Source organism: Pseudomonas sp. LS1212, from assembly GCF_024741815.1.
Taxonomy (GTDB): domain Bacteria; phylum Pseudomonadota; class Gammaproteobacteria; order Pseudomonadales; family Pseudomonadaceae; genus Aquipseudomonas.
The window spans coordinates 4873959-4896770 of record NZ_CP102951.1; the positions used below are offsets into that span (position 1 = coordinate 4873959).

A 22812-nucleotide genomic window follows, 5' to 3' on the forward strand; every position below is an offset into this window, starting at 1 on the left:
TTCCTTGAACGCTAAATCGACAACCCCAGTATGCCGTGATGCATGCCCGCTGGGCAGCATCGGTTGTGTTACGAGTCCTTGTGCTGGCGCAGGTTTCTGGCCACCGCAGTCAGCGCCCGGTCGAACAACAATGCCTCATCGAGCACCCGGATCTGCCCGTGATGAAATTCGAGCGCCAGGTCCATGCGGGTTTTCTCGAGAACCTTGAGCCCTGCGCAGTTGACGAAGATGTACTTGCCAGAGGCCTCGATGAGGGTCGCCAGCTTGCAGCGCAGGCTGTGTTCCGCATCTTCCTGGATTTCGACCCAAACACCGGGGCGCAACAGGTCGACCTGTAACAGTGCGGCATCATCGTCGGCCAGTTGCCCCCGGGGCCAGGCCAAAGTTGCCGGCCTGGCCGTGCCCAGGGAAATCTCATCGACCACTGCCAGCTGCTGGATATCGCTGTCACTCCGGGTCGGCGCATCGCCCCCCTCGTTTTCGCACTCGAAGGCCTGTACGTGCAGGGCCTCCAGGTCGCTGAAAAACTCACGGGTGGCGAAAGGGTCGAAGGCCGAACCGGCCAAGCCTTCGCGCAGGGACTTCAACAGGCCCGGCACCACCTCGAGCAGCCGCAAGCGAGATTCGGCGTCAGCATGGGGTTCGACACTCCAGATCAAATCATCCAGGGTACTCAAGCCATGCTGCCACTGCACGGACGCCTCGCCATGCTTGAGCCAGGCAAGCAGCAACACCTTGCTCCAGGCCGCCTCGATAAACCCGATGACCCGCTGTGGCAGTATCCGGGCATGCAAACGTCGATTGAGTTCGTGCTCCACTCGCAGCAACGCCTGCTCGGCCTTCGCGCGCCCCTCCTCGCCATCGCGCGTGCGTTGTTCGAGCAGTTCGCTGCGGCGACGCTCCTCGAAGCTGAACGCGAGAAAATCGGCCAACAACTCGGAAAAGATCGATGGGTCATCGACAAACTCATCGTTAAGCCGCTGCGCAATCTGTTCGATGCGCAGGCAGAGGCCATCGTGCGAATACTCTTCGTGGCCACCGAGGCCGATAGCGGCGCTGGCCATTTCATTGAGCAGGCGCCTGGCCGGGTGATTGCCACGACTGAATAAACTCTTGTCCAGCAGTGCGACCTTGAGCAGCGGAATCTGCAGACGACTGATCGGGCGCTTGAGCGAATCCGGCAGGTTGCGATCACTGGCAATGAACTTGAACAACAGGGAGACCAGCGTGATCACGTCGTCCTCGACCTCACCGATACGGCGAGCCATACCGCTTCTTGTACCTAACTGTGCCAGCAATTGCTCGAGCTGACCGCGCACGTCGCAGTCCGAAGGGGCACTGGAGATCGGCAGGCTATGTTGCAGGTGCGTGAGCAACCGCATCAGGTCATGGCTCGTCAGCAGCGATGCCGGGGCGCCAGGATTCGAACCCACACGTGCGGGCGATAGCAGGGCCCGCAGAGAGGTGAAGACCGCCTGCACACCTTCCTCGTATTGCGTACTGGACGGCTCTGCCACCGCCTCGCTGACCGGACGGGGCGAACGACTGGCGCTGCGCACTCCTGCACGCCGATCCGGCAGGGCCTTCAGCTCGGGCAACACGCCGAGGCTGCCAAGCAACTGGTTGGCTTGCCCATAGAGTTGCCCGGTCTCGCGCAACACAGCGTTTTCAAACAGCTTGAGCACGATCAGTTTGACCTTGAGGTCCATCCCATGGCTGCGCCCTGCTCGCAGGAAACAGTCGCAGAGCAGCGCCGGACCAAGCGGATTGTCATGATCATCGAGGGGCTTGCCGAGCAATACATTGAAACGGCGAGTCAGCTGGCCCAGGGCAACGCCGTCGCGGGCCAGGACCTTGGCGACCATGGCATCCAGGGCAACGGTTTGCTCCAGCTCATCATTGGAAACCAGCGTGAGGCGGTCGAAGGTAGGTGGCCGAGGTATATCAAGCTCGTCCGCAGCGACTTGGCCAATGCGCACGAAGGCATCGTTGAAGAGCTGAATAAACCCCCGCTCGATGCTTTTGCGCTCCAGGCGCAAGTCGCGCATGGCTTGCAGGAAAAGGGACTGGTCAGCGCTGGTGCGGGCTTTGTCGGCCAACTCGAACAGGGTGTCGTCGGCATTGTCGAACAATAGCTGCAGCCCTTGCCTGAACTGCAACACAGCGATGTCGCGCACCTGCAGCAGCGCCACAGGCAAGCGGGCGAGAGGCGTGTTCGGCGCCGGGTCAGTGGCCACCTTCAACGGCACCACTTTCGCGTCGTTTTGCATCGCAGCCTCCTGATGGGCCAGGTCATCGTTCCAGGCAAAACCGATTCGCGCTCCCTTCGCTCGAACCAGGGCCATCGAGTTGTGACCTCGAAAAAACCGAAAAGCTCCATTGAACTGACCAAAGGCAGCCGAAAAACCTTCATGGCCGCGAGGGTCGCCCGCGCCGATGAGCTGCCCTATAATCCGGCCACTTAGTTTGTGGAGCCTGCCATGCCGAATCTACGCCTCGCCGACCTGACTGCCGAAATCGAAGCCAACGTGCGCCGTGCGTTACTGGAAGATATCGGCAGCGGCGATATCACCGCGCAACTCATCCCGGCCGAACGCCTGGCCAAGGCCAGCATTATCACGCGCGACGATTGCGTCATCAGCGGCACGGCCTGGGTCGATAGCGTATTTCGCCAGCTCGACCCGCGCGTCGCCGTGCACTGGCAAGTCAGCGACGGAGAACGCGCCAAGCCCAACCAGGTGCTGTTCAACGTCGAAGGCCCTGCGCGCTCGCTGCTCAGCGGCGAACGCAGTGCACTGAATTTCCTGCAATTGCTGTCGGGGGTTGCCACCCGCGCACAGTTTTACGCAGACATGGTCGCAGGCACCCAGGTGCAGTTGCTCGACACCCGCAAGACCATCCCCGGGCTGCGTCTGGCGCAAAAGTACGCGGTGACTTGCGGCGGTTGTCATAACCATCGCATCGGCCTGTACGACGCTTTCCTGATCAAGGAAAACCACATTGCTGCCTGTGGCGGCATCCCTGAGGCGATCAGCGCCGCGCATCGCATCGCCCCGGGCAAGCCCGTGGAAATCGAAGTCGAAAGCCTGGATGAACTGAAAGAGGCACTGGACGGTGGCGCCGACATCATCATGCTCGACGAACTGAGCCTGGACGACATGCGCGAAGCCGTACGCCTCAACGGCGGCCGGGCCAAGCTCGAAGCCAGCGGCGGCGTTAACGAAACCACCTTGCGGGTCATCGCCGAAACGGGCGTCGACTACATCTCGATCGGCACCTTGACCAAGGACATCAAGGCCGTGGACCTGTCCATGCGCTTGAGCCTCTGAACCACGGCGCCTCTCCTGCACGAACCTGCACGAACCGGGCCCGGATCCGCCCGGTTCGTGACCCGCCCGGGCGTGCCCGGGATAAAATTTGAACCCATGCTGCGCGTCACTATCAAAAGAATGTAACGCTTCATTTGTGCGCCCGCAGGTAATGGCGGGCAATACCTCGGTTCTGGTCGAACCAAGGAGTCGTTATCATGACGCGTATCCGATCGTCAGCTTTTTCCGGAACAGTCCTTGCCATGTTCCTGGGCCTCGCACCCATGGCATCGCAAGCCGAAGAACCGGTTGATATGTCCGCCGTGCAACTTCAACCACAACAGCAAAACGGGATCACCTACCTGTCCGGCGGTATCGGCCTGGATGAATCCACGGTGATGAAGCAAATCCAGGGTTACAACCTGCGCTTGACCTTTGCCACCGGGCCGGAAGACAAATACCTCCCTGGCGTCAACGTCGCCATCCAGAAGCTCAATGGCCAACCGGTGTTATCGGTGAACGACGTGGGGCCGTACTTCTTCGTTAATTTGCCACCCGACCAATACATGATCATCAGCAACAGCAATGGCCAGGAAAAACGCCAGAACGTTGCAGTCGATCGCAGCGGAGCTAAAACCGTGGTCTTTCATTGGGCGCAAGAGCCTTGAAGCCTGCACCCCACAACCACCTCGCCGAGCAGCGCCATGCGCTGCTCGTTTTTTAGCTGTGCCCTCTTCGATGTAATTCAAGACAAATTACTTTCTTGATTTCGATTTAAGGAATTATCCTACAACCCGTGTCGCCCTCCTGAAGGTTGCGTCGCTTTGGTCTGCACTCTAGGCTCGTTCTGTCGCTGCAAAATCAGCGACCGAGTGTGCAAGCTCGGTAACTTGAGACCAAACAGCGTCATAGCCTTCTTCGGAGTACTTTCTTCGCGAAGTGTTTTATGGCGGCTGTGCGTGGGAGGCCTTCGCGCCTGCCGGGTTTCTCAAGTTCCTCGGTCTTGCACACCCGCGCACAGCTGCCACCTCATTCGTGTGCAAGCGAACAGTGGTAGCTCCCATGTACAAACTTGAGGAGCTTCATCATGATCAAAATCGTTCCCGATCCACCGCCTGGTGGCAAACTCTACAAGACCGTGACTACCCCGTTCGGCAGCTGTGATGCCGGGCATGGGCCTTTGCTCGCCGTGTGCGCTGGAATTAACGCGGAAGATGCGTTGGTGCACGCTTCACTTGCGCTAAAAGGTGCGCGGGATACTGCCCATCATGCGTGTATGAATTCTGAAGCGAATGAGGGGTTGTTGTGGTCGACATTCCATTCCATCGAACTGGCCAAGGCGTTGGTGGATGCGGTGGTGGATGGGGTTGAAATCGAGGGGGATGGGCGTGGGGCTAAAACTGAGCGCTGAGTGCTGAGTTCCCCAGCTGTTTTTTCGTAAGACGTTTGCCAGCAACCCTCGGTGTCGAGATTTGCTGGCATTCTTCCGTGCAGTCGGCGTGGCCCTCGCCCCCGTAGAGGATGGCGTTTCCCGTCATCTTCAGATACGTCCTTATGGCCTTTCCAGAGGCTCGGGAATGAAACCCTGCTCTCTCAGCGACTTGATCACGCCGCGTATTAAGTAATTGTTTGAGAATCCGATGGTGTACTGCCTGGCGCCCTCACTAATGGGCAGAAGCATGCCTTGTCCGACCAGCTTTTTGATCAAATAGGTACGCTGACTACTCGATAGGTCAGGCAGAACACCCGTCAAATCTCCAGACTTAACAACCCCTGATTTTATGGCCATAACCAGTACAGACGCTTCCGTTCCAGTAATCAGTTCTCGCTCTCGGGCATAGGTCACAGCAGGATTCAGGATGAATTGCTTCAGGTAGGCATAGTTTGTGAGCCGGTCCACTTTAGCGAGCTCGTCGCGAATACCCTCCAGGACATAGATACACCATGCTTCCAGCCCTTCTTTTGTTCCCGTATCTGCTGTTGCGAGCATGGAGTAGTAGCGCTCACGGTCATTGCAGAAAACTGCGGTTGGATTAAGAACCCGTCCGCCAGTGCTCACGTTAAAACCGTACTTCATCAGAAGCGCATAGGTGAGCAGTCTCACTACACGTCCGTTTCCATTGCCAAATGGGTGTATCCAGCCGAACCTATGGTGAGCCAAGGCTACCTTCATCAGGTCGTATTTCCGAGAATCCTCGCGATTCACGAATTCCACCAACTCTTGCATATAGCTTTGTACAAGAACAAAGTCGGGAGGCAAATGCTCCGATTGAGCTATGCGTACCGGCCCTTGACGGTAGGCTCCTTGTAGTGGTCAACTAATCCCGGACACGACGTTAAGTTTTTCTTCGGCCTGAGCTGGCGCCAGCCCACCGTTGAATTGATGGGGGCGAATCCAGTTGTACCGATGCATCAAGAAATGGCTGATATCGCGCTGGGCTTCTTGAGCAGTTCGGTAGCCCATGGTCGGTATCCATTCAGTTTTCACGCTGCGAAACACACGCTCCATCGGCGCATTGTCCCAGCAATTACCCCGGCGGCTCATGCTCTGGCGCATGCGATAACGCCACAGCCGCTGGCGAAATAAACGACTCCCATACTGCGACCCTTGATCCGAGTGAAACAGCAGGCCCTGAGGTCTTCCTCGTTGCTCATAGGCCATATCCAGTGCCTTGATAACCAGCTCGGCGTCCGGCTTTTCCGACAATGCCCAACCCACTATCCGGCGCGCGCAAAGATCTAGCACAACAGCCAGATAATGCCATTTCCCTTGGGCCCAAATGTAGGTGATGTCGCCGCACCACACTTGGTTGGGGGCCGAGACATCGAACTCCCGATTCAAGATGTTCGGGATATCCAACCGTTCGACCGTCGCTCGTTTATAGGCATGAGAACCTGGCTGTTTGCTCACGAGGTCAAGCTCACGCATCAAGCTGCGTACCTTAAATCGCCCCAGTTGCTCGCCGTCTTCACGCATGATCGACAAGATGCTGCGGCTGCCCGCAGCACTACGACTTTCTGTGAACAGTTCATTGACCCGACTGCGCAGCCGAAGCCGCTCAATATCAGGAGTCCGGCGCCTGAGACGCTGGGCGTAGTAACACGAGCGGGTGACTTCAAACACTTTGCACAGCCAATCAATCGGCTCGTGGACGCTAAGCTGATTGATCAGCGCGTACGCTCGTGATCTTCCGACATCAAGAGCGCGGTAGCCTTTTTTAGTATCGATTTTTCCCGTTCAAGGCGGGCGATCCGGACTTCCAGTTCCTGGATTTTCTGCTGCTCCGGGGTCAGCGCTTTGCTTAGCGGGGTGACACCTTGGCGCTCCTTCTGAACCTGCTCAACCCAGCGGCGTAGTGCCGACTCGCCGACGCCGAGTGAACGACTGGCTTCGATGTAGCTGTAGTTTTGCTTGAGCACGAGGTCGGCAGCCTCGCGTTTGAATTCAGCGGAAAAGGAACGGCGTTGTTTGGTCATTTGACACCTCGATCTGGCGAGCATTCTCGCCTAAATGGGTGTCCGGTTTCATTAGACCACTACACCTGGCGTCTTATCCCCCTCCCTTTCCAACTCTTGCACGGTCATGGCGTGCAACTCTCTGATCGCGTGCTCGGTTAGCCGCATGCCGGGCTGCATGACCTCCTCGATGTAATCCATGGCATTTTCGATGTTGGCCACCTCGCGCAACTGATCGGTATCCTGTGCCGTCCCCTCTACCTTGCTGTCGATGTAGTCTGCGAGGGTCGTATGATTTCCCTCGATGCGAGCAGAGCCCAAGCTTTCGAGCATGTGGAAAATCGACTTAAGCTGGAAAAAGACAGGCGCGGGGGTGTCCCCTTCCAGCCTCAAACGGCGAAGGTGCTCCAGTTCGCTGAGAACGTCTACCAGGTCTGAGTCAAAGGATGGATTCAGTAGCTCAAGGTCGTGATGGGAAAATTCGGACATGTGAAAAATATCTCTAAACGGCAAGTGAGCTATCTGCAAGGTATTCAGAAAAACACCCGGTTTAGACGGGTGTTTGTTAGCAGAAGCTAAACATTATCTCAAATAGACGCTTAAGCTAAGTGAAACTCACGAAAAAATTAAGTGCAATATCTCCGGTAACGCCCGAAAAAAAACCGATCGGTGTCGGTTAACGACTCAAGCCGCCGTCATCCCTATGAGGCACCATACCATGGCATTCCAACCGACCTATTTCGGGGTAGTGGGCGGGATTGACGCCGGTCATTCATGGGGTTGGTTTTCGCAACCTGGCTCCGTACGGGATTGCCTCGCATCTACCTTGCCTGCCCATTCCGGTAACTCTCGGGTTTCCTGACATTTGAGCGCGCACCACCCTTGAGAGGCTTTGCCCCACTGGCAAGTCAAAAGGCTTCTCGGTGTTGAATCGGTCAAACCGTGAACCGCAATGATGCTCATGTCATCGGATTCGCTCACGGAAGTGCTGATCGGGCTACCGCCCGAGGTGGCAATATATTGAGCGCCATGAGTCGGCGCCCCTGCCACGGTGGAGGCTACCTTTCCGGGCGCCAGGTTGCGCGCGGCCGTAGCGACAGTCCATCACTGTCGTTGAGGGTGCAGTCCTTGTCTTTCGGCTTAGCGAGCCTGACTGCCGTGTCAGTGAGAGGCATTTAGTACACCACCAGTAGATCGAACTCAGTATGTACTGACTAATGTACTAAAAAATCTCGGAAGCCGCTGGAAGTCACTGGAAGCTCCAGGAAGACAAAAGCCGCTTATTACGCGGCTTTTGTGGGACTATTTGGAACCTGCTGGAAGGCTCTGGAAGTGCAAATGGTGCCGGAGACAGGAATCGAACCTGCGACCTTCGCGTTACGAGTGCGCTGCTCTACCGACTGAGCTACACCGGCTTGGCGACAACGCTACCACTGCCGCAAGCGTTGCGCAAATCACTGTTTATTAACGGCTATTGCGCAGACTATTAACGGCCCCTTAGGTGCTGGTGCAGCCCTTGGGCGCGTAGTCGGCTTCGACGGTGGTGGTGCAGGCCCAGCCGCTGGTTTGCGAGCGCGTCAGGGTGATGATTTTGCCCAGTACGGGCGCCGGTGCGTTGGTGATGGTACAGACGATGCTCCCGGCACCTGTCGCGGCGGTTCCGGTGGCTACGATGGTGCAATTACCGGTGGTGCCCTGGCCACCGATGCCGGCGGTGCTGGCTACGTCGGTGCCTTGGTTCAGGCTGTCTTCGAACGGGGTTTTCAGCGCCGTGATTTCCGCGAGCCCCGCCGCCACTTTGGCGCGAGCCTGGTACTTGGAATAGGCAGGAATGGCGATGGTCGCCAGAATGCCGATGATCGCCACCACGATCATCAATTCGATAAGGGTAAAACCTTTCTGGCCTTTCATTGAACGTCTCCATGTATGGGATCGAGCCCATGGGGCTGCAAAGGGTTGGGCAAGCAGCAAGCCTGCGCGATTCTAGCGGCAATGCGAGCAACTTATCTCCACGTCGCATGGGGCGACTGCTGACCAAAGATTACCGACATGTCTTGTCACTTCAGGACTGCCGATAGGGCGTGCGCTCTCGACTAAGCTGTCAGCACATCGCCCCGGGAGCCAGTTCGGCTGGCCCGCTTGCGGCCCACAAGTTCTGTCGCCGCAACAAACAGCAAACGCCGAAACGCCCCGTAAAAACACTTTGAGGCCGAACAGATCGACACTTTGAGAGTCTACGAACCCGTCGGCTGTATGCCCGACCTGCTCGGAGTCATTCAAGGCAAAACCCGCCTTGAGGAAGTCAACTGTGTCACCGGGAACCAGCCAATGGCGACAAAAGCGGCGAAGGTCAGCGTTTATGCGTGGGAAGGCGTCAACAACAAAGGCGCGAAAGTCAGCGGGGAGTTGAGTGGGCCCAATAGTGCACTGATCAAGGCGCAATTGCGCAAACAGGGCGTCACCCCCTCCCGGGTCAGGAAAAAAGCCACAGCTTCACTCAGCGTCGGCAGGCGCATCAAACCGTTGGACATCGCCGTGTTCAGTCGGCAGATGGCAACCATGATGAAAGCCGGTGTGCCATTGCTGCAGTCTTTCGACATCATCGGCGAAGGTTTCGATAATCCGAAGATGCGCACGCTGATCGGCGAGATCAAGCAGGAGGTCGCCGCCGGCAACAGCCTGGCTGTGGCACTGCGCAAGAAGCCGCAGTATTTCGATGCGCTTTATTGCAATCTGGTCGATGCCGGCGAGCAGGCCGGCGCCCTCGATACGTTGCTCGATCGGGTGGCGACCTACAAAGAGAAGACCGAAGTCCTCAAGTCCAGGATCAAAAAGGCCCTGACCTACCCGGTTCTTGTGCTGTTGGTGGCGATCTTCGTATCGGGGATTTTGCTGGTCAAGGTGGTGCCGCAGTTCCAGAGCCTGTTCGCCGGTTTTGGCGCGGACCTGCCGGTGTTCACGCAGAGAGTCATCGAACTGTCGCAGTTCATGCAGCACGCCTGGTGGCTGCTGCTCGGCGGCCTGATCTCGGCGGTATTGGCCCTGCAACAGGGTTACCGGCGCAATCAGCGTATTCGTGATGGCATCGACCGGGCCTTGCTGAAGCTGCCAATTGTCGGCACGCTGCTGTTCAAGTCGGCCGTCGCCCGTTACGCCCGCACCTTGTCCACGACCTTCGCTGCCGGTGTTCCGCTGGTCGAAGCACTGGGCTCTGTCGCCGGTGCCACCGGCAATGTGGTGATCAGGGACGCGGTCCAGCGCATTCGTCAGGACGTCGCCACCGGCATGCAGCTCAATTTTTCGATGCGCGCCAGTGGCGTATTCCCCAACCTGGCCGTACAAATGACGGCCATCGGCGAAGAATCCGGGGCGCTGGACGACATGCTCGACAAGGTTGCCAGTCACTACGAAAACGAGGTCGAAAATATGGTCGATAACCTGACCAGCCTGCTGGAGCCGCTGATCATGGTCGTACTCGGGGTACTGGTCGGTGGCCTGGTGGTCGCGATGTACCTGCCGATTTTCAAGCTCGGCGAAGTGGTCTGAGCCATGGCCACCTACCTGTGGCTGGCCGACCACTCACTGGCCCTTATCTTCTGCGCCGCGCTGCTGGGGCTGATCATCGGCAGCTTTCTCAATGTTGTCGTTCACCGTTTGCCGAAAATGCTTGTACGCGACTGGCAAGACCAGGCCCGCGACATTCTCGACCTGCCCGGCATGCCACCCGGTCCGACCTACAACCTCATGCTGCCCCACTCCGAATGCCCCCATTGCGCCCATCGCATACGCGCCTGGGAGAATGTACCGGTGCTCAGCTACCTGTGCATGCGCGGCCGTTGTTCCAGCTGCAAGGCGCCCATCAGCAAACGCTATCCGCTGGTCGAAATCGCTTGTGCCGGGTTGAGCGCCTTCGCTGCCTGGCATTTCGGTTTCAGCGGCCAGGCCGCCGCCTTCATGGTGCTGAGCTGGGGGCTGCTGGCCATGAGCCTGATCGATGCCGACCATCAGGTAATTCCCGATGTGCTGGTGTTGCCGCTGTTGTGGCTGGGGTTGATCGTCAATGCGTTCGGTTTGTTCGTGCCGCTGGCCGATGCGGTCTGGGGCGCGGTGGCTGGCTACCTGTGCCTGTGGTCGGTGTATTGGTTGTTCAAGTTGATCACCGGCAAGGACGGCATGGGCCATGGCGACTTCAAGCTGTTGGCGATGCTCGGGGCCTGGGGCGGTTGGCAGATCGTGCCGTTGACGGTGCTGCTGTCCTCCCTGGTTGGTGCCGTGCTGGGCCTGATTTTGCTGCGTTTGCGCAATCAACGAGGCAGCATGCCGATCCCCTTTGGGCCTTATCTGGCCATTGCAGGCTGGATCACTCTGCTCTGGGGTGGTCAAATAACCACTTCCTATCTGCAGTTCACTGGTTTGCGATGACAACGCCTGCTTTCACACCCTGGATACTTGGCCTTACCGGCGGCATCGGCAGCGGCAAGAGTGCCGCTGCCCAGCGTTTTATCGAGCTGGGCGTGCACCTGGTGGATGCCGATCAGGCCGCCCGCTGGGTGGTCGAACCCGGCCGGCCGGCGCTGGCCAGCATTGTTGAACACTTCGGCCCTGGCGTGCTGCAGGGCGACGGTCAACTCGATCGGGCCGCCCTGCGCCAGCTGATTTTCGCCGACCCGGAGCAACGACGCTGGCTCGAGGCATTGCTGCATCCGTTGATCGGCCAGGAGATCTTCAGCTACCTGGCCAAGGCAGAATCACCTTATGCCGTGCTGGTTTCGCCGCTGATGATCGAATCCGGGCAGTATCGCCAGGTCCAGCGGATTCTGGTGGTCGATGCACCAGAACAACTGCAGGTGCAACGCACCCTGCAGCGTGATCAGGCCACGCCCGAGCAGGTCGAGGCGATCCTCAAGGTCCAGGCCAGCCGCGAAGAACGCCTGAGCCATGCCCATGATGTGCTGGTCAATGACCGCGACCTGGCCTGGTTGCATGCCGAAGTCGACCGCCTGCATCATTTTTACTTAACTTTGCGTGGAGGCCAGTCATGAGCCAACCCCTGACCGTTGAATGCCCAACCTGTGGCGCCCCGGTGGAATGGAACGCGGCCAATTCGAACCGGCCGTTCTGTTCCGATCGCTGCAAACTGATCGACCTCGGCGCCTGGGCCTCTGAAGAACACAAGATCCCGGTTTCACCCGACGCCGAAGACGAGCTGTTTTCAGGCGATTTCGATCCGCGCCAACATTGAACCTGTCACGAACCGCCGCGAGGCGGTTCGTCGTCTTTCCAGGGGGCCTGGAGGTAGCGGGTGCGGTTGAAGGTCTCCAGCCACTCCGGGCAGAACACCACCAGCGCGCTGACCACCATGCCGTTGATGAACGCCTCGGGAAAGATGATCAGCCACAGGTAGCCGATAAAATCCTCCAGCCAGTACGGCATGACGAACCGCCCGTCCAGCCATAACAGGCCCAGCCCTGCCAATAGGCACAACAGTGCCGACAAGGCCGCGGCAAAGAACCCCGAACAAAAAATGTACACGAACGGATTACGCGGCTGCGCCCGTTCGACCAGCATGGCGCAAAGCTCAGTCACCAGCACCGGCAATACGATCAGCAACAGGCCATTGACGCCCACCGCCGCCAAGTCCTGCCGTCCGAGCAACACCAGCCCGATCTGCGCGACCAGGCCGCCGACAATTGCCAGCGGCCAATCCAGCAACAGGGTCACCGCGGTCATGCCGATAAAGTGATAGGACACTCCCGTGTCGAAATCGCGCCGCACCAGCCAAAGAATGAACAAGGCGAACACCGTGCCGAACAACAGGTGCTGACGCCGGCTGTCGGTGAACAACTCGACCCAGGGCGCCTTGGCGACTGCCCAGGCCAACACAGGCACATACGCCAGCCAGCCGAACGTCAGGCTCTCATCGGACAACAGTTCGGCACCGATCATGACCACTCCTTCGACAGACCTCTCTCTGGCGTAGTCTACACCGCCGCCCCCTGCACTTCTGAGCGAGCGATCCCCCTACGACGCCCGTGCTTCGTCGTGTTTGCCTCCAGCCCGACCGTCTGCAACGGCCGCACTATAATTAATTTGTATATCTGTTTACGCGAGAGAGGGCCCTGCCATGAAAATTCAATCTTTCCAGCATTACTCCCATGATCTGGGAATGGCCGTCCATGACACGTGGATTACCACCAAGGTGAAGTCGGCCCTGGCATTTTCCGAACCCACCCGCAGCCTGCATATCAACGTCAAGACCCATGCCGGTACAGTGACGTTGAGCGGTCGCGTCAACACCCATAAACAGTGTGAACAGGCCATCAGTCGAGCCCATTCGGTGCATGGCGTCACCGACGTCGATGCCAGCGACTTGCAGACTCACATGTTCACACCGGGAAGTCTCCCCGAAGCGCCCAACGCTGAAGAGACCACTGAGTATCGCTCGGGAACGTCGGAAAAGACGGACGACAAATGACGATGGCCTAGTGAGATCTGACGAGGCCAGCTTGGGCTGGCCTCGCTTCAGCTTCAGGCAGGTTTGAAGCAGTAGGCTGCCAGCTTGTTGCCGTCGAGATCACGGGCATAGGCCGCATAAGCGTTTGGTGCCCAATCGCGTGTTCCGGGGGCGCCTTCGTCTTTGCCACCGGCAGCAAGCGCAGCGGCGTGGAAGGCGTCGATCGCGGCACGGTTCGGTGCCTCGAAGCTGACGGTGACGCCGTTACCGACGCTGGCGGGTGCACCGTTGGCCGGTTTCAGGACGAAGAAAGACGGCGCGCTCTCGCCCCAGATCGAACCATTGTCACCCGCTTCTGCAACTAGCCATTCACCAAAGCCCCTTGATGGATTGGAAGCAATGGCTGCCGAACCCGGTAATCGATAAGCCCGTGCAACCTTTAGTGCGCTATTACTCAACCTATTCGACCTTGTTGGACGCCGCCATCTATGGCCATGGCGTGGCGCTTGGCTGGAAATACTATGCGGCAGAGGCACTGGTGCGCGGCGATCTGTGCCCAGCGCTGCCACTGCGCAAGACCAGCCGCCTGAAGGAATTTCTCGTGGTCAATCGCCAGCGTGCAAATGAGGCGAGTGTGATGCGAACCGTCGACTGGATCAGGACTTATGCCGAGTCGACCCGGATTCGGTTCAGCGATATCTAGGGCGTGACCTGCCGACTTAATTCCTTGGCATCGCGGATTGAACGCTAAGCTTGTTCCAATGGACGACTCAGATTTTTTGCGCCTGCTCACGATTCAGGCCGAACAAGCCAATGCGTTTCTCTCCAATGCTCGTAAATGGGAACGCGAGCGTTGGGTCTGCGAGCGCCTGCTGCAAGGGCTGAACATCCCCTATCGCGCCGAGGACTTCAGCGCCGCGGGCCAGGAGCCGCCGGATGTGCTGTTTCGCGATGCCTGTTTCGAAGTGTTTTTCGTCCTCGACGAGGGCCGGCGCCTGAACGATGAATGGCGCGAAGAGCTGCAGCGCCGTCGCAGTGCCTTTTCCCTCAGCCAACTGGTGCGTCGTGAAGCCAGGCCCCGGCGCATCAATGCACAGGAATTGCTGCAGCGCCTGGCCCCGACCTTGCGCAAAAAGTCGCACAACTACAAGGAACGCGGGCTTGACCTGAGCGAACTGGACATCATTGCCTTTGCCAGCCTCAAACGCGAAGTGCTGGACCTCAACAGCCATTTTCCGCCCCCCACCGAATACCTGCGCCAGGGTTGGCGCTCGCTGTCGCTGGTCGGCCCGACGTTTGCCCGCGTGTTGTTCGCTCACCCCGATGCACCGGATTTTTTGCGCAACAACCTGGGCCGCAGCATTGTTTTCGACGTCGGCATCAGCCTGTAAGCCCTCCCAGTTGTGCGACTACCGTGAACGCTGTAGCTTTCCCACAGTCTGAAGCGTCTATCAACGAGGCCCCCATGACCAGCCGCCTGAATCCCGACGACCAGCGACGCGTCGATGAGTATCTGCGAGCCCCCCAGCATCAAGTTGAGCGCAAGCCGTTCCGGCCCTGGCTGCTCCTTGCCCTGGTGGTGGCAGTCACGATCGGTCTGGGCCTGTTGAGCCGCCTCTTGAGTCACCTGGTGCTATGAGCTGCCTTGCGCTCGCCCATTCCGGCCTGTTTGAACGGCCGGCCACTCAATACCCGGATTCCGTAAACCTTATGAGATATCTCCATGACTCACCGTATTGTCATCGTTGGCGGGGGCGCTGGCGGCCTCGAATTGGCGACCCGCCTGGGCAAGACCCTGGGCAAGCGCGGCACGGCCAGTGTGGTACTGGTCGACGCTAACCTGACCCACATCTGGAAACCGTTGCTGCACGAAGTCGCTGCCGGCTCGCTGAACTCCTCCGAAGACGAACTGAACTACGTGGCCCAGGCCAAGTGGAGTCATTTCGAGTTTCAGCTTGGGCGCATGAGCGGGCTCGACCGCGCCGCAAAGCAGATCTCCATTGCTGCGACCCTGGATGAAAACGGCCAGGAGCTGGTGCCTGCGCGCACCCTGGGTTATGACAGCCTGGTCATTGCCGTGGGTAGTACCACCAATGATTTCGGTACCCGTGGCGCGGCCGAGCACTGTCTGTTCCTCGACACTCGCAAACAGGCCGAGCGTTTCCACCAGCAGTTGCTCAACCATTACCTGCGCGCCCACGCCGCCCACACCGAAGGTAGCGAGCAGATCAGCGTCGCCATCGTCGGCGCCGGCGCTACCGGGGTCGAGCTGGCCGCGGAACTGCACCATGCCGCCCACGAGCTGGCCGCCTATGGGTTGGGCCGGATCAAGCCGGAGAACATGCGCATTACCCTGATCGAGGCCGGCCCGCGGGTACTCCCTGCCCTGCCCGAGCGGATTGGCGTGCCGGTGCACAAGACCCTGGAGAAGCTCGGCGTGACCGTGCTGACCAACGCTGCAGTGAGCGAAGTGACTGCTGATGCATTGATTACGGCCAGTGGTCAGGTGATTCCGGCCAGTTTGAAGGTCTGGGCTGCCGGTATTCGTGCGCCGAGCTTCCTCGCCGAGATCGATGGACTGGAGAGCAATCGCATCAATCAGCTGCAGGTGCTACCGACCCTGCAGACCACCCGCGATGAGAATATCTTTGCCTTCGGCGACTGCGCCGCCTGCCCGCAACCGGACAGCGACCGCAATGTGCCACCACGAGCGCAGGCGGCGCACCAGCAGGCGTCGCTGCTGGCCAAGTCGCTGAAGCTTCGGATTGAGGGCAAGCCGTTGCCTGAGTATCGTTATCGCGATTATGGCTCGTTGATTTCGCTGTCGAGTTTTTCGGCGGTGGGGAATCTGATGGGCAACCTGACGGGCAGCGTGATGCTTGAAGGGTGGTTGGCGCGGATGTTCTACGTGTCGTTGTACCGGATGCACCAGATGGCGCTGTATGGGGCCTTCCGGACCGCGATGTTGATGCTGGGGAGTCGGATTGGGCGGGGGACTGAGCCGCGGTTGAAACTGCACTGAGTGGGTAAGGCAGCGGGAATTACCGCTGCCTGTTCCGGCCTCATCGCGGGCAAGCCTGCTCCCACAGTTACAGTGATGATCCATGTGGGAGCGGGCTTGCCCGCGATGACTTCACAACAAATCGAACAGGCATAAAAAAAGGCGTCCCGAAGGACGCCTTTTTTCGTTGAGGCTGAAGCCATTGTCTTCAGTCTCTGATCTTCTACCCAAATACAGCCAGGGCGAAAATGGTCGGGGTAAGGGGATTCGAACTCCTGACATCCTGCTCCCAAAGCAGGCGCGCTACCGGACTGCGCTATACCCCGGTAAAAAAAAGGCACCAATCAAGGCGCCTTTCCTTGGTCAGACGCGAGTGGCGCCTGTCCTTTTAAGATTCAACTCCGGCGAACCGGAGTCAAAAATGGTGGGTCGTGTGGGACTCGAACCTACGACCAATTGGTTAAAAGCCAACTGCTCTACCAACTGAGCTAACGACCCAAAAATGGTCGGGGTAAGGGGATTCGAACTCCTGACATCCTGCTCCCAAAGCAGGCGCGCTACCGGACTGCGCTATACCCCGATTTGAAATTTGGCTCCGCGACCAGGACTCGAACCTGGGACCCAATGATTAACAGTCATTTGCTCTACCGACTGAGCTATCGCGGAACTATCAATTTCAATTTACTGCAAGCTTCAAACACTGTATCGCTACCGCGTTGAACTCTTCGACTTCGTGCATCGCTGCGTTCATGTCTCTGAGGCGCGCTATTTTACAATTTTTGAAACCCTTGTCAACACCTAAATCGCTTTCAACACACTGAATTTGCAACTTTTTTTCAGATCCCCGATGAAGCCTGGCGATCTGCGGTGTGACATACAGCGGGGCGCACTTTACAAGCACTCGCAGAAAAATGCAAAGGGAAAAAACCCCAAAAAAAGAAAAAAGGCCTCGAAAATCGAGGCCTTAGGTTCAACCGTGGTTTTACTCAGGCAAACACGATCTCATCATCTGCCACGGTGGCGGTGATGCTGGTGCCGGGCAGGAAGCGGCCGGACAGGATCAGCTGGGCCAATGGGTTCTCGATCCAGCGCTGGATGGCGCGCTTGAGCGGCCGTGCACCGTAGACCGGGTCGTACCCCACGGCGATCAGTTTATCCAGCGCCTCGTCGCTCAGCTCAAGGCTCAGCTCACGCTCGGCCAGGCGGCTGCGCAGACGGCCCAACTGGATTTTGGTGATGCCGGCAATCTGATCACGGGCCAAAGGCTCGAAAATCACCACCTCGTCGATCCGGTTGACGAATTCGGGCCGGAAGTGCGAGCCCACCGCATCCATCACCGCCGCTCGCTGTGCCTCGCGATCGCCAACCAGTTCCTGGATCTGCACCGAGCCCAGGTTGGAGGTCATCACGATCACCGTGTTGCGGAAGTCCACCGTGCGTCCGTGGCTATCGGTCAGGCGGCCGTCTTCAAGCACCTGCAGCAGTATGTTGAACACATCCGGGTGGGCTTTCTCGACTTCGTCCAGCAGCACGACCGAGTAAGGCTTGCGCCGCACGGCCTCGGTCAGATAACCGCCTTCCTCATAGCCTACATAGCCTGGCGGGGCGCCGATAAGCCGTGCCACGGAGTGTTTCTCCATGAACTCGGACATGTCGATGCGCACCATGGCCTCTTCAGTGTCGAACAGAAACTCCGCCAACGCCTTGCACAGCTCGGTCTTGCCGACGCCGGTAGGGCCGAGGAACATGAACGAGCCACTCGGCCGATTCGGATCGGACAGCCCCGCACGCGACCGGCGCACTGCGTTGGCTACCGCCACCACGGCTTCGTCCTGGCCGATCACGCGCTCGTGCAGCAGGCTTTCCATCTTCAGCAACTTTTCGCGCTCGCCTTCGAGCATTTTCGCCACCGGAATACCGGTCCATTTGGACACGACCTCGGCAATCTCTTCTTCGGTGACCTTGCTGCGCAGCAACTGGTTTTCGCTTTTACCATGCTGATCGACCATCTGCAGGCTGCGCTCCAGGTCCGGGATCACCCCGTACTGCAGCTCGGCCATGCGGCTGAGGTCACCCCGGCGCCGAGCGGCTTCGAGTTCCTGACGCGCTTGCTCGATCTTTTGCTGGATCTGCGCCGAGCCCTGCACTTCGGCTTTCTCCGAGTTCCAGATCTCTTCGAGGTCCGAATACTCGCGTTCCAGCCGGGCAATCTCTTCGGTGAGTTTCTCCAGCCGCTTGATGGCAGCGTCGTCGTCTTCTTTTTTCAGGGCCTGGGATTCGACCTTGAGTTGGATCAGGCGACGCTCCAGGCGGTCGAGCACTTCAGGCTTGGAGTCGATTTCCATGCGAATGCGGCTGGCCGCTTCGTCGATCAGGTCGATGGCCTTGTCCGGCAATTGCCGGTCGGTGATGTAGCGATGGCTGAGCTTGGCCGCCGCGATGATTGCGCCGTCCGTGATCGCCACCTTGTGGTGGACCTCATAACGCTCTTTCAGGCCCCGCAGAATGGCGATGGTGTCTTCTTCGCTCGGTTCATCCACCAGGACTTTCTGGAAGCGCCGCTCGAGGGCTGCGTCCTTCTCTATATATTGACGGTATTCATTGAGGGTCGTGGCGCCCACACAATGCAGCTCGCCACGGGCCAGGGCCGGCTTGAGCATGTTGCCGGCATCCATGGAGCCCTCGGCCTTGCCGGCGCCAACCATGGTGTGCAGCTCATCGATGAACAGAATGATCTGCCCTTCCTGCCTGGACAGCTCATTGAGCAGGGCCTTGAGCCGCTCTTCAAACTCGCCACGGAACTTGGCACCAGCGATCAGCGCCCCCATGTCCAGTGACAGCAGGCGCTTGCCCTTGAGGCCATCCGGCACTTCGCCATTGATGATGCGCTGGGCCAGGCCCTCGGCAATGGCGGTTTTACCCACGCCGGGCTCACCGATCAGTACGGGGTTATTCTTGGTGCGCCGTTGCAGGACCTGAATGGTGCGACGAATCTCGTCATCTCGGCCGATCACCGGGTCAAGCTTGCCCTCTTCGGCACGCTTGGTCAGGTCGATGGTGTACTTGTCGAGCGCCTGACGTGATTCTTCGGCGTTGGGATCATTGACCGCTTCGCCGCCCCGCAGGTTGTTGATGGCATTTTCCAGGGCTTTCTTGCTCACACCCTGCCCCAGCAGCAGCTTGCTCAGCTTGCTGCTGTCGTCCATGGCCGCGAGCAGCACCAGCTCACTGGAAATAAACTGATCGCCCTTCTGCTGGGCCAGCCGGTCGGCCTGATTGAGAAGACGCGCCAGGTCCTGGGACATGTTTACGTCGCCAGTGGGATTCTGAATTTTCGGCAGCTGATCGAGCTCTTTGCTCAATGCCTTGCGCAGGCTGTTGATATCGAAGCCCACCTGCATCAGCAAGGGCTTGATCGAGCCGCCCTGCTGCTCGAGCAGCGCCTGTAACAGGTGCACGGGCTCGATGGCCGGGTGGTCCATGCCCACCGCCAGGGATTGAGCGTCGGATAAAGCTAATTGCAGCTTGCTGGTCAATCGGTCTATACGCATGAGTTCACCTTCCTTATGGGCAGGCCGGAGCGATGGACACACCTATGAAGAAAACCTGCCAGAGATACCACTGTAGATGCGGCCGATTCTGGAAGATTCAAGCTTGGCGGGATTGATGCAAGTCAGTAGTCAGGCGTGCTCGAGCCAGACCAGCGAGGCGAAACGCCCGGTAGGATTGTTGCGGCGATAGGAAAAGAAACGCGGGTCGCTGACCGTGCACTCGCCGCCACCGTAGACGGCTGTCACGCCATGGGCGGCCAGACGCAGGCGCGCAAGGGCATAGATGTCGGCCATGAAGCGCCCGGCATTAACACTCGGAACGAAGGCCTGATGGGTTTCAGGATGTGTAGCGATAAAGGCATCACGCACTTCCGTGCCAACTTCGAAAGCCTGCGGGCCAATGGCAGGCCCCAGCCAGACGAGAATTTCCGATCCCGGCACTGCCAGGCTGTCGACGGTGGTTTCGAGCACCCCGGCCGCCAATCCGCGCCAGCCGGCATGGGCTGCCGCGACACGAGTGCCTGCGCGGTCGCAGAACAGCGCTGGCAGACAGTCGGCCGTCATCACCGTACAGGCAATGCCCGGTGTTGCCGTCCAGCTGGCGTCCGCTTCGGCGATCCGTGCCGGGTCGGCATCAGCCACCGCCACCCCGTGCACCTGCTTGAGCCAGGCCGGGGCAATGGAAAATTCTGACGTCAAGCGCTGACGGTTCTCAGCGACCGCGTCTGGGTCATCTCCGACATGGTCACCGAGATTGAAGCTGTCGAACGGCGCCTTGCTGACACCGCCCGCACGGGTGGTCACGCACGCCCTGACCCCGGCTGGCGCAGGCCACTGCGGAATCAGCAGGTCGCGCATGAGTGTACTCACCCGACAAACGCCTCGCGGTCCTGCTTGAGCAGCGACAGCAGCCAGACGAAATCGTCCGGCAAGGGCGATTCCCAGCTCATGCGTTTACCGGTCGTCGGATGATCCAACTCGAGGAAACGCGCGTGCAGGGCCTGGCGCGGGAACGTCTTGAGCGCATCGACCATGGTCGCACTGGCGGCCGGCGGAATGCGGAAGCGCCCGCCATAGGCCTGGTCCCCGACCAGCGGGAAGTTGATGTGGGCCATGTGCACACGGATCTGGTGAGTCCGACCGGTTTCCAGCTTGACCCGCACATGGGTGTGCGAACGGAAGCGCTCCAGCACCCGGTAATGACTCACCGCCTGCTTGCCGCCTTCCATCACCGCCATGCGCTGGCGCTGTTGGCCATGACGGCCGATCGGGGCGTTGATCTTGCCCCCGGCGGTCACCACGCCAATCACGATGCATTCATAGATGCGGCTGACCGTGCGGCTCTGCAGCTGGGCGACCAGCTGGGTCTGGGCCTGAATCGTCTTGGCCACTACCATCAGACCGGTGGTGTCCTTGTCCAGGCGATGGACGATACCAGCGCGCGGAACATTGACGATGTCCGGTACGTGATGCAGCAGGGCATTGAGCAGCGTACCGTCGGCGTGACCGGCAGCCGGGTGCACCACCAGGCCCGCAGGCTTGTTGATGACCAGGATATCGTCGTCTTCGTAGACGATGTCCAGCTCGATGTCCTGGGCAACCCACTCGCCCTGGGCTTCCTGCTCGGCGTTGAGGTCAAGGATGGCGCCACCATGAACGATGTCACGCGGGCGCAGGACGCCTCCGTCCACAGTCAGGCGGCCCTCTTTGATCCAGGCGGAAAGGCGCGAGCGCGAGTGCTCGGCGAACAATTGTGCGGCGACTTGATCGAGGCGTTGCCCGCCCAGTTCGGACGGCACCTCTGCGCGAAGTTGTATGATCTCGGACATGCTCGGACTAGGGGGCGGCGTAGCCTTTGGTTTCAGCTGCGCGCTTGTGGTTAAATACGGCGTCTTTTGCCCCGAGGGTTCCACGGGGCGCCCATCATAACAGGACGGCCACGCCCAAGACAGCGGCCGTCATAGGGACGCAAGCCGCCATGCAAGTGAAACACCTGCTGCTGATCGCCATCCTCGGACTCACCGCTGCCTGTTCGTCGAAGGAAGTCGTCGACGAAAACCTGAGCGAGGCCGAGCTGTACCAGCAGGCGCAGGCCGACCTGGACAACGAAAGCTATACCAGCGCCACTAGCAAGCTAAAGGCCCTGGAATCGCGCTACCCGTTCGGTCGCTATGCCGACCAGGCGCAGCTGGAGCTGATCTACGCGAACTACAAGAACGCCGAGCCCGAGGCTGCCAAGTCCGCTGCCGAGCGCTTCATTCGCCTGCATCCGCAGCACCCTAACGTCGATTACGCCTACTACCTCAAGGGCCTGACGTCTTTCGACCAGGACCGTGGCCTACTTGCGCGCTTCCTGCCGCTGGACATGACCAAGCGTGACCCGGGCGCTGCCCGCGACTCTTATAACGAGTTCGCCCAGCTCACCAGCCGCTTCCCCAACAGCCGTTATTCGCCTGACGCCAAGCAACGCATGATTTATCTGCGTAACCTGCTGGCATCCTACGAAATTCACGTAGCCGACTACTACCTGACCCGTCAGGCCTATGTCGCGGCGGCCAACCGTGGCCGTTACGTGGTGGAAAACTTCCAGGAAACACCATCGGTCGGCGACGGCCTGGCGGTGATGGTCGAGGCCTACCAGCGCCTGCACCTGGACGAACTGGCAGCCACCAGCCTGGAAACCCTGAAGCTGAACTACCCGAACCATCCGAGCCTGGTCGATGGCCAGTTCGTACCGCGACAAGAGGAAGCCGACAACCGTGGCTGGTTGTCCAAGGCGACCCTGGGCCTGATCGAGACCGAAACGCCGCTGCCACCGGGCGAAACCCGCGCCAACCAGGATGTGATCAAGCAGTACGAAGACGCCAAGGAAGCGATTCCGCCTGAATTGCTGCCTAAAGAAGGCGACGAAAGCGACGCCGAAGAAAAAGAGGATCCCGAAGCTGAAAGCAGTAGCGAGGACCGCTCGTGGTTCAGCTACATGACCTTTGGTGTTTTTGACTGATTGTCAGCGTAATAAGTAAAAAGGGAGGCCAATGGCCT

The 22812-nt window shown here is 59.2% G+C and carries 21 protein-coding genes, 5 tRNA genes and 2 pseudogenes; 13 read left to right on the top strand and 15 right to left on the bottom strand.

The window, feature by feature from the left end:
• Positions 1 to 68 precede the first annotated feature (68 nt).
• Positions 69 to 2270 carry a DUF1631 domain-containing protein gene (locus NVV94_RS22660; protein ID WP_258444574.1) on the bottom strand — a complete coding sequence of 734 codons (2202 nt, stop codon included), beginning with the start codon at positions 2268 to 2270 and terminating at the stop codon, positions 69 to 71.
• Positions 2271 to 2480: 210 nt separating this feature from the next.
• Here NVV94_RS22660 and nadC point away from each other — a divergent pair, with 210 nt between their 5' ends.
• From nadC to NVV94_RS22675, 3 genes are all read left to right on the top strand, one after another.
• Entirely contained in the window at positions 2481 to 3329 is an 849-nt protein-coding gene (gene nadC / locus NVV94_RS22665) for a carboxylating nicotinate-nucleotide diphosphorylase (protein WP_258444575.1), read from the top strand.
• Between the two features lie 197 nt (positions 3330 to 3526).
• Complete coding sequence (locus NVV94_RS22670; RefSeq protein WP_258444576.1) at positions 3527 to 3976, top strand: carboxypeptidase regulatory-like domain-containing protein; 450 nt, start codon at positions 3527 to 3529, stop codon at positions 3974 to 3976.
• 419 nt (positions 3977 to 4395) lie between these two features.
• Entirely contained in the window at positions 4396 to 4719 is a 324-nt protein-coding gene (locus NVV94_RS22675) for a DUF3077 domain-containing protein (protein ID WP_258444577.1), read from the top strand.
• 141 nt (positions 4720 to 4860) lie between these two features.
• Here the strand turns inward: NVV94_RS22675 and NVV94_RS22680 are convergent.
• The 5 genes and pseudogenes from NVV94_RS22680 to NVV94_RS22700 all read right to left on the bottom strand — a co-directional run.
• A pseudogene (locus NVV94_RS22680) lies at positions 4861 to 5613 on the bottom strand (Fic family protein); the annotation flags it as partial.
• 9 nt (positions 5614 to 5622) lie between these two features.
• A protein-coding gene (locus tag NVV94_RS22685; RefSeq protein WP_258443255.1) for an IS3 family transposase occupies positions 5623 to 6785 on the bottom strand; the annotation gives its coding sequence in 2 pieces (ribosomal slippage) (positions 5623 to 6530 and positions 6530 to 6785; 1164 coding nt in all).
• Positions 6786 to 6848: 63 nt separating this feature from the next.
• A pseudogene (locus NVV94_RS22690) lies at positions 6849 to 7253 on the bottom strand (Fic family protein); the annotation flags it as partial.
• A gap of 850 nt (positions 7254 to 8103) precedes the next feature.
• Positions 8104 to 8179: transfer RNA gene (locus tag NVV94_RS22695), tRNA-Thr, on the bottom strand.
• Positions 8180 to 8261: 82 nt separating this feature from the next.
• Entirely contained in the window at positions 8262 to 8675 is a 414-nt protein-coding gene (locus NVV94_RS22700; RefSeq protein ID WP_258444578.1) for a pilin, read from the bottom strand.
• A gap of 417 nt (positions 8676 to 9092) precedes the next feature.
• Here NVV94_RS22700 and NVV94_RS22705 point away from each other — a divergent pair, with 417 nt between their 5' ends.
• From NVV94_RS22705 to yacG, 4 genes are read left to right on the top strand one after another with little or no spacing between them, the layout of a single operon-like run.
• The gene (locus tag NVV94_RS22705; protein ID WP_258444579.1) at positions 9093 to 10310 is read left to right on the top strand and encodes a type II secretion system F family protein; all 1218 of its coding nucleotides are present in this window, start codon (positions 9093 to 9095) and stop codon (positions 10308 to 10310) included.
• 3 nt (positions 10311 to 10313) lie between these two features.
• Positions 10314 to 11186, top strand: coding sequence for an A24 family peptidase (locus NVV94_RS22710; protein ID WP_258444580.1), 873 nt, complete (start codon positions 10314 to 10316; stop codon positions 11184 to 11186).
• Positions 11183 to 11806, top strand: a complete 624-nt coding sequence (gene coaE / locus NVV94_RS22715) for a dephospho-CoA kinase (protein ID WP_258444581.1) — start codon at positions 11183 to 11185, stop codon at positions 11804 to 11806. The genes NVV94_RS22710 and coaE overlap by 4 nt, the downstream gene beginning before the upstream one ends.
• A complete protein-coding gene (yacG, locus tag NVV94_RS22720; protein ID WP_258444582.1) occupies positions 11803 to 12006 on the top strand; it encodes a DNA gyrase inhibitor YacG in 204 nt (67 codons plus the stop codon). The genes coaE and yacG overlap by 4 nt, the downstream gene beginning before the upstream one ends.
• 5 nt (positions 12007 to 12011) lie before the next feature.
• On the opposite strand, the gene NVV94_RS22725 is transcribed toward yacG, so the two are convergent.
• Entirely contained in the window at positions 12012 to 12710 is a 699-nt protein-coding gene (locus NVV94_RS22725) for an energy-coupling factor ABC transporter permease (protein WP_258444583.1), read from the bottom strand.
• 178 nt (positions 12711 to 12888) lie between these two features.
• Here NVV94_RS22725 and NVV94_RS22730 point away from each other — a divergent pair, with 178 nt between their 5' ends.
• Complete coding sequence (locus tag NVV94_RS22730; protein ID WP_258444584.1) at positions 12889 to 13239, top strand: BON domain-containing protein; 351 nt, start codon at positions 12889 to 12891, stop codon at positions 13237 to 13239.
• A gap of 53 nt (positions 13240 to 13292) precedes the next feature.
• Here the strand turns inward: NVV94_RS22730 and NVV94_RS22735 are convergent, their stop codons facing one another.
• A complete protein-coding gene (locus NVV94_RS22735; protein WP_258447791.1) occupies positions 13293 to 13619 on the bottom strand; it encodes a VOC family protein in 327 nt (108 codons plus the stop codon).
• Between the two features lie 41 nt (positions 13620 to 13660).
• On the opposite strand from NVV94_RS22735, the gene NVV94_RS22740 reads away from it, so the two are divergent.
• From NVV94_RS22740 to NVV94_RS22755, 4 genes are all read left to right on the top strand, one after another.
• Entirely contained in the window at positions 13661 to 13921 is a 261-nt protein-coding gene (locus NVV94_RS22740; RefSeq protein WP_258444585.1) for a hypothetical protein, read from the top strand.
• 58 nt (positions 13922 to 13979) lie between these two features.
• Positions 13980 to 14609 (top strand): DUF1780 domain-containing protein, encoded by a 630-nt coding sequence (locus NVV94_RS22745; RefSeq protein ID WP_258444586.1) that lies wholly within the window; start codon positions 13980 to 13982, stop codon positions 14607 to 14609.
• 74 nt (positions 14610 to 14683) lie between these two features.
• Entirely contained in the window at positions 14684 to 14857 is a 174-nt protein-coding gene (locus tag NVV94_RS22750; protein WP_258444587.1) for a DUF3094 domain-containing protein, read from the top strand.
• Between the two features lie 84 nt (positions 14858 to 14941).
• A complete protein-coding gene (locus NVV94_RS22755) occupies positions 14942 to 16240 on the top strand; it encodes an NAD(P)/FAD-dependent oxidoreductase (RefSeq protein WP_258444588.1) in 1299 nt (432 codons plus the stop codon).
• 228 nt (positions 16241 to 16468) lie between these two features.
• Here the strand turns inward: NVV94_RS22755 and NVV94_RS22760 are convergent.
• The 7 genes from NVV94_RS22760 to rluD form a co-directional block, all read right to left on the bottom strand.
• Positions 16469 to 16545 (bottom strand) — tRNA-Pro (locus NVV94_RS22760).
• Positions 16546 to 16641: 96 nt separating this feature from the next.
• Positions 16642 to 16717 (bottom strand) — tRNA-Lys (locus NVV94_RS22765).
• Positions 16718 to 16722: 5 nt separating this feature from the next.
• A tRNA-Pro gene (locus NVV94_RS22770) sits at positions 16723 to 16799 on the bottom strand.
• 10 nt (positions 16800 to 16809) lie between these two features.
• Positions 16810 to 16885 (bottom strand) — tRNA-Asn (locus tag NVV94_RS22775).
• Positions 16886 to 17205: 320 nt separating this feature from the next.
• On the bottom strand, positions 17206 to 19770 hold the full coding sequence (clpB, locus tag NVV94_RS22780; protein ID WP_258444589.1) for an ATP-dependent chaperone ClpB: 2565 nt from the start codon (positions 19768 to 19770) through the stop codon (positions 17206 to 17208).
• Positions 19771 to 19899: 129 nt separating this feature from the next.
• A complete protein-coding gene (gene pgeF, locus NVV94_RS22785; RefSeq protein WP_258447792.1) occupies positions 19900 to 20628 on the bottom strand; it encodes a peptidoglycan editing factor PgeF in 729 nt (242 codons plus the stop codon).
• Between the two features lie 8 nt (positions 20629 to 20636).
• The gene (gene rluD, locus NVV94_RS22790) at positions 20637 to 21599 is read right to left on the bottom strand and encodes a 23S rRNA pseudouridine(1911/1915/1917) synthase RluD (RefSeq protein WP_258444590.1); all 963 of its coding nucleotides are present in this window, start codon (positions 21597 to 21599) and stop codon (positions 20637 to 20639) included.
• Between the two features lie 149 nt (positions 21600 to 21748).
• Here rluD and NVV94_RS22795 point away from each other — a divergent pair, with 149 nt between their 5' ends.
• Positions 21749 to 22774, top strand: a complete 1026-nt coding sequence (locus NVV94_RS22795) for an outer membrane protein assembly factor BamD (RefSeq protein WP_258444591.1) — start codon at positions 21749 to 21751, stop codon at positions 22772 to 22774.
• Positions 22775 to 22812: the final 38 nt, after the last annotated feature.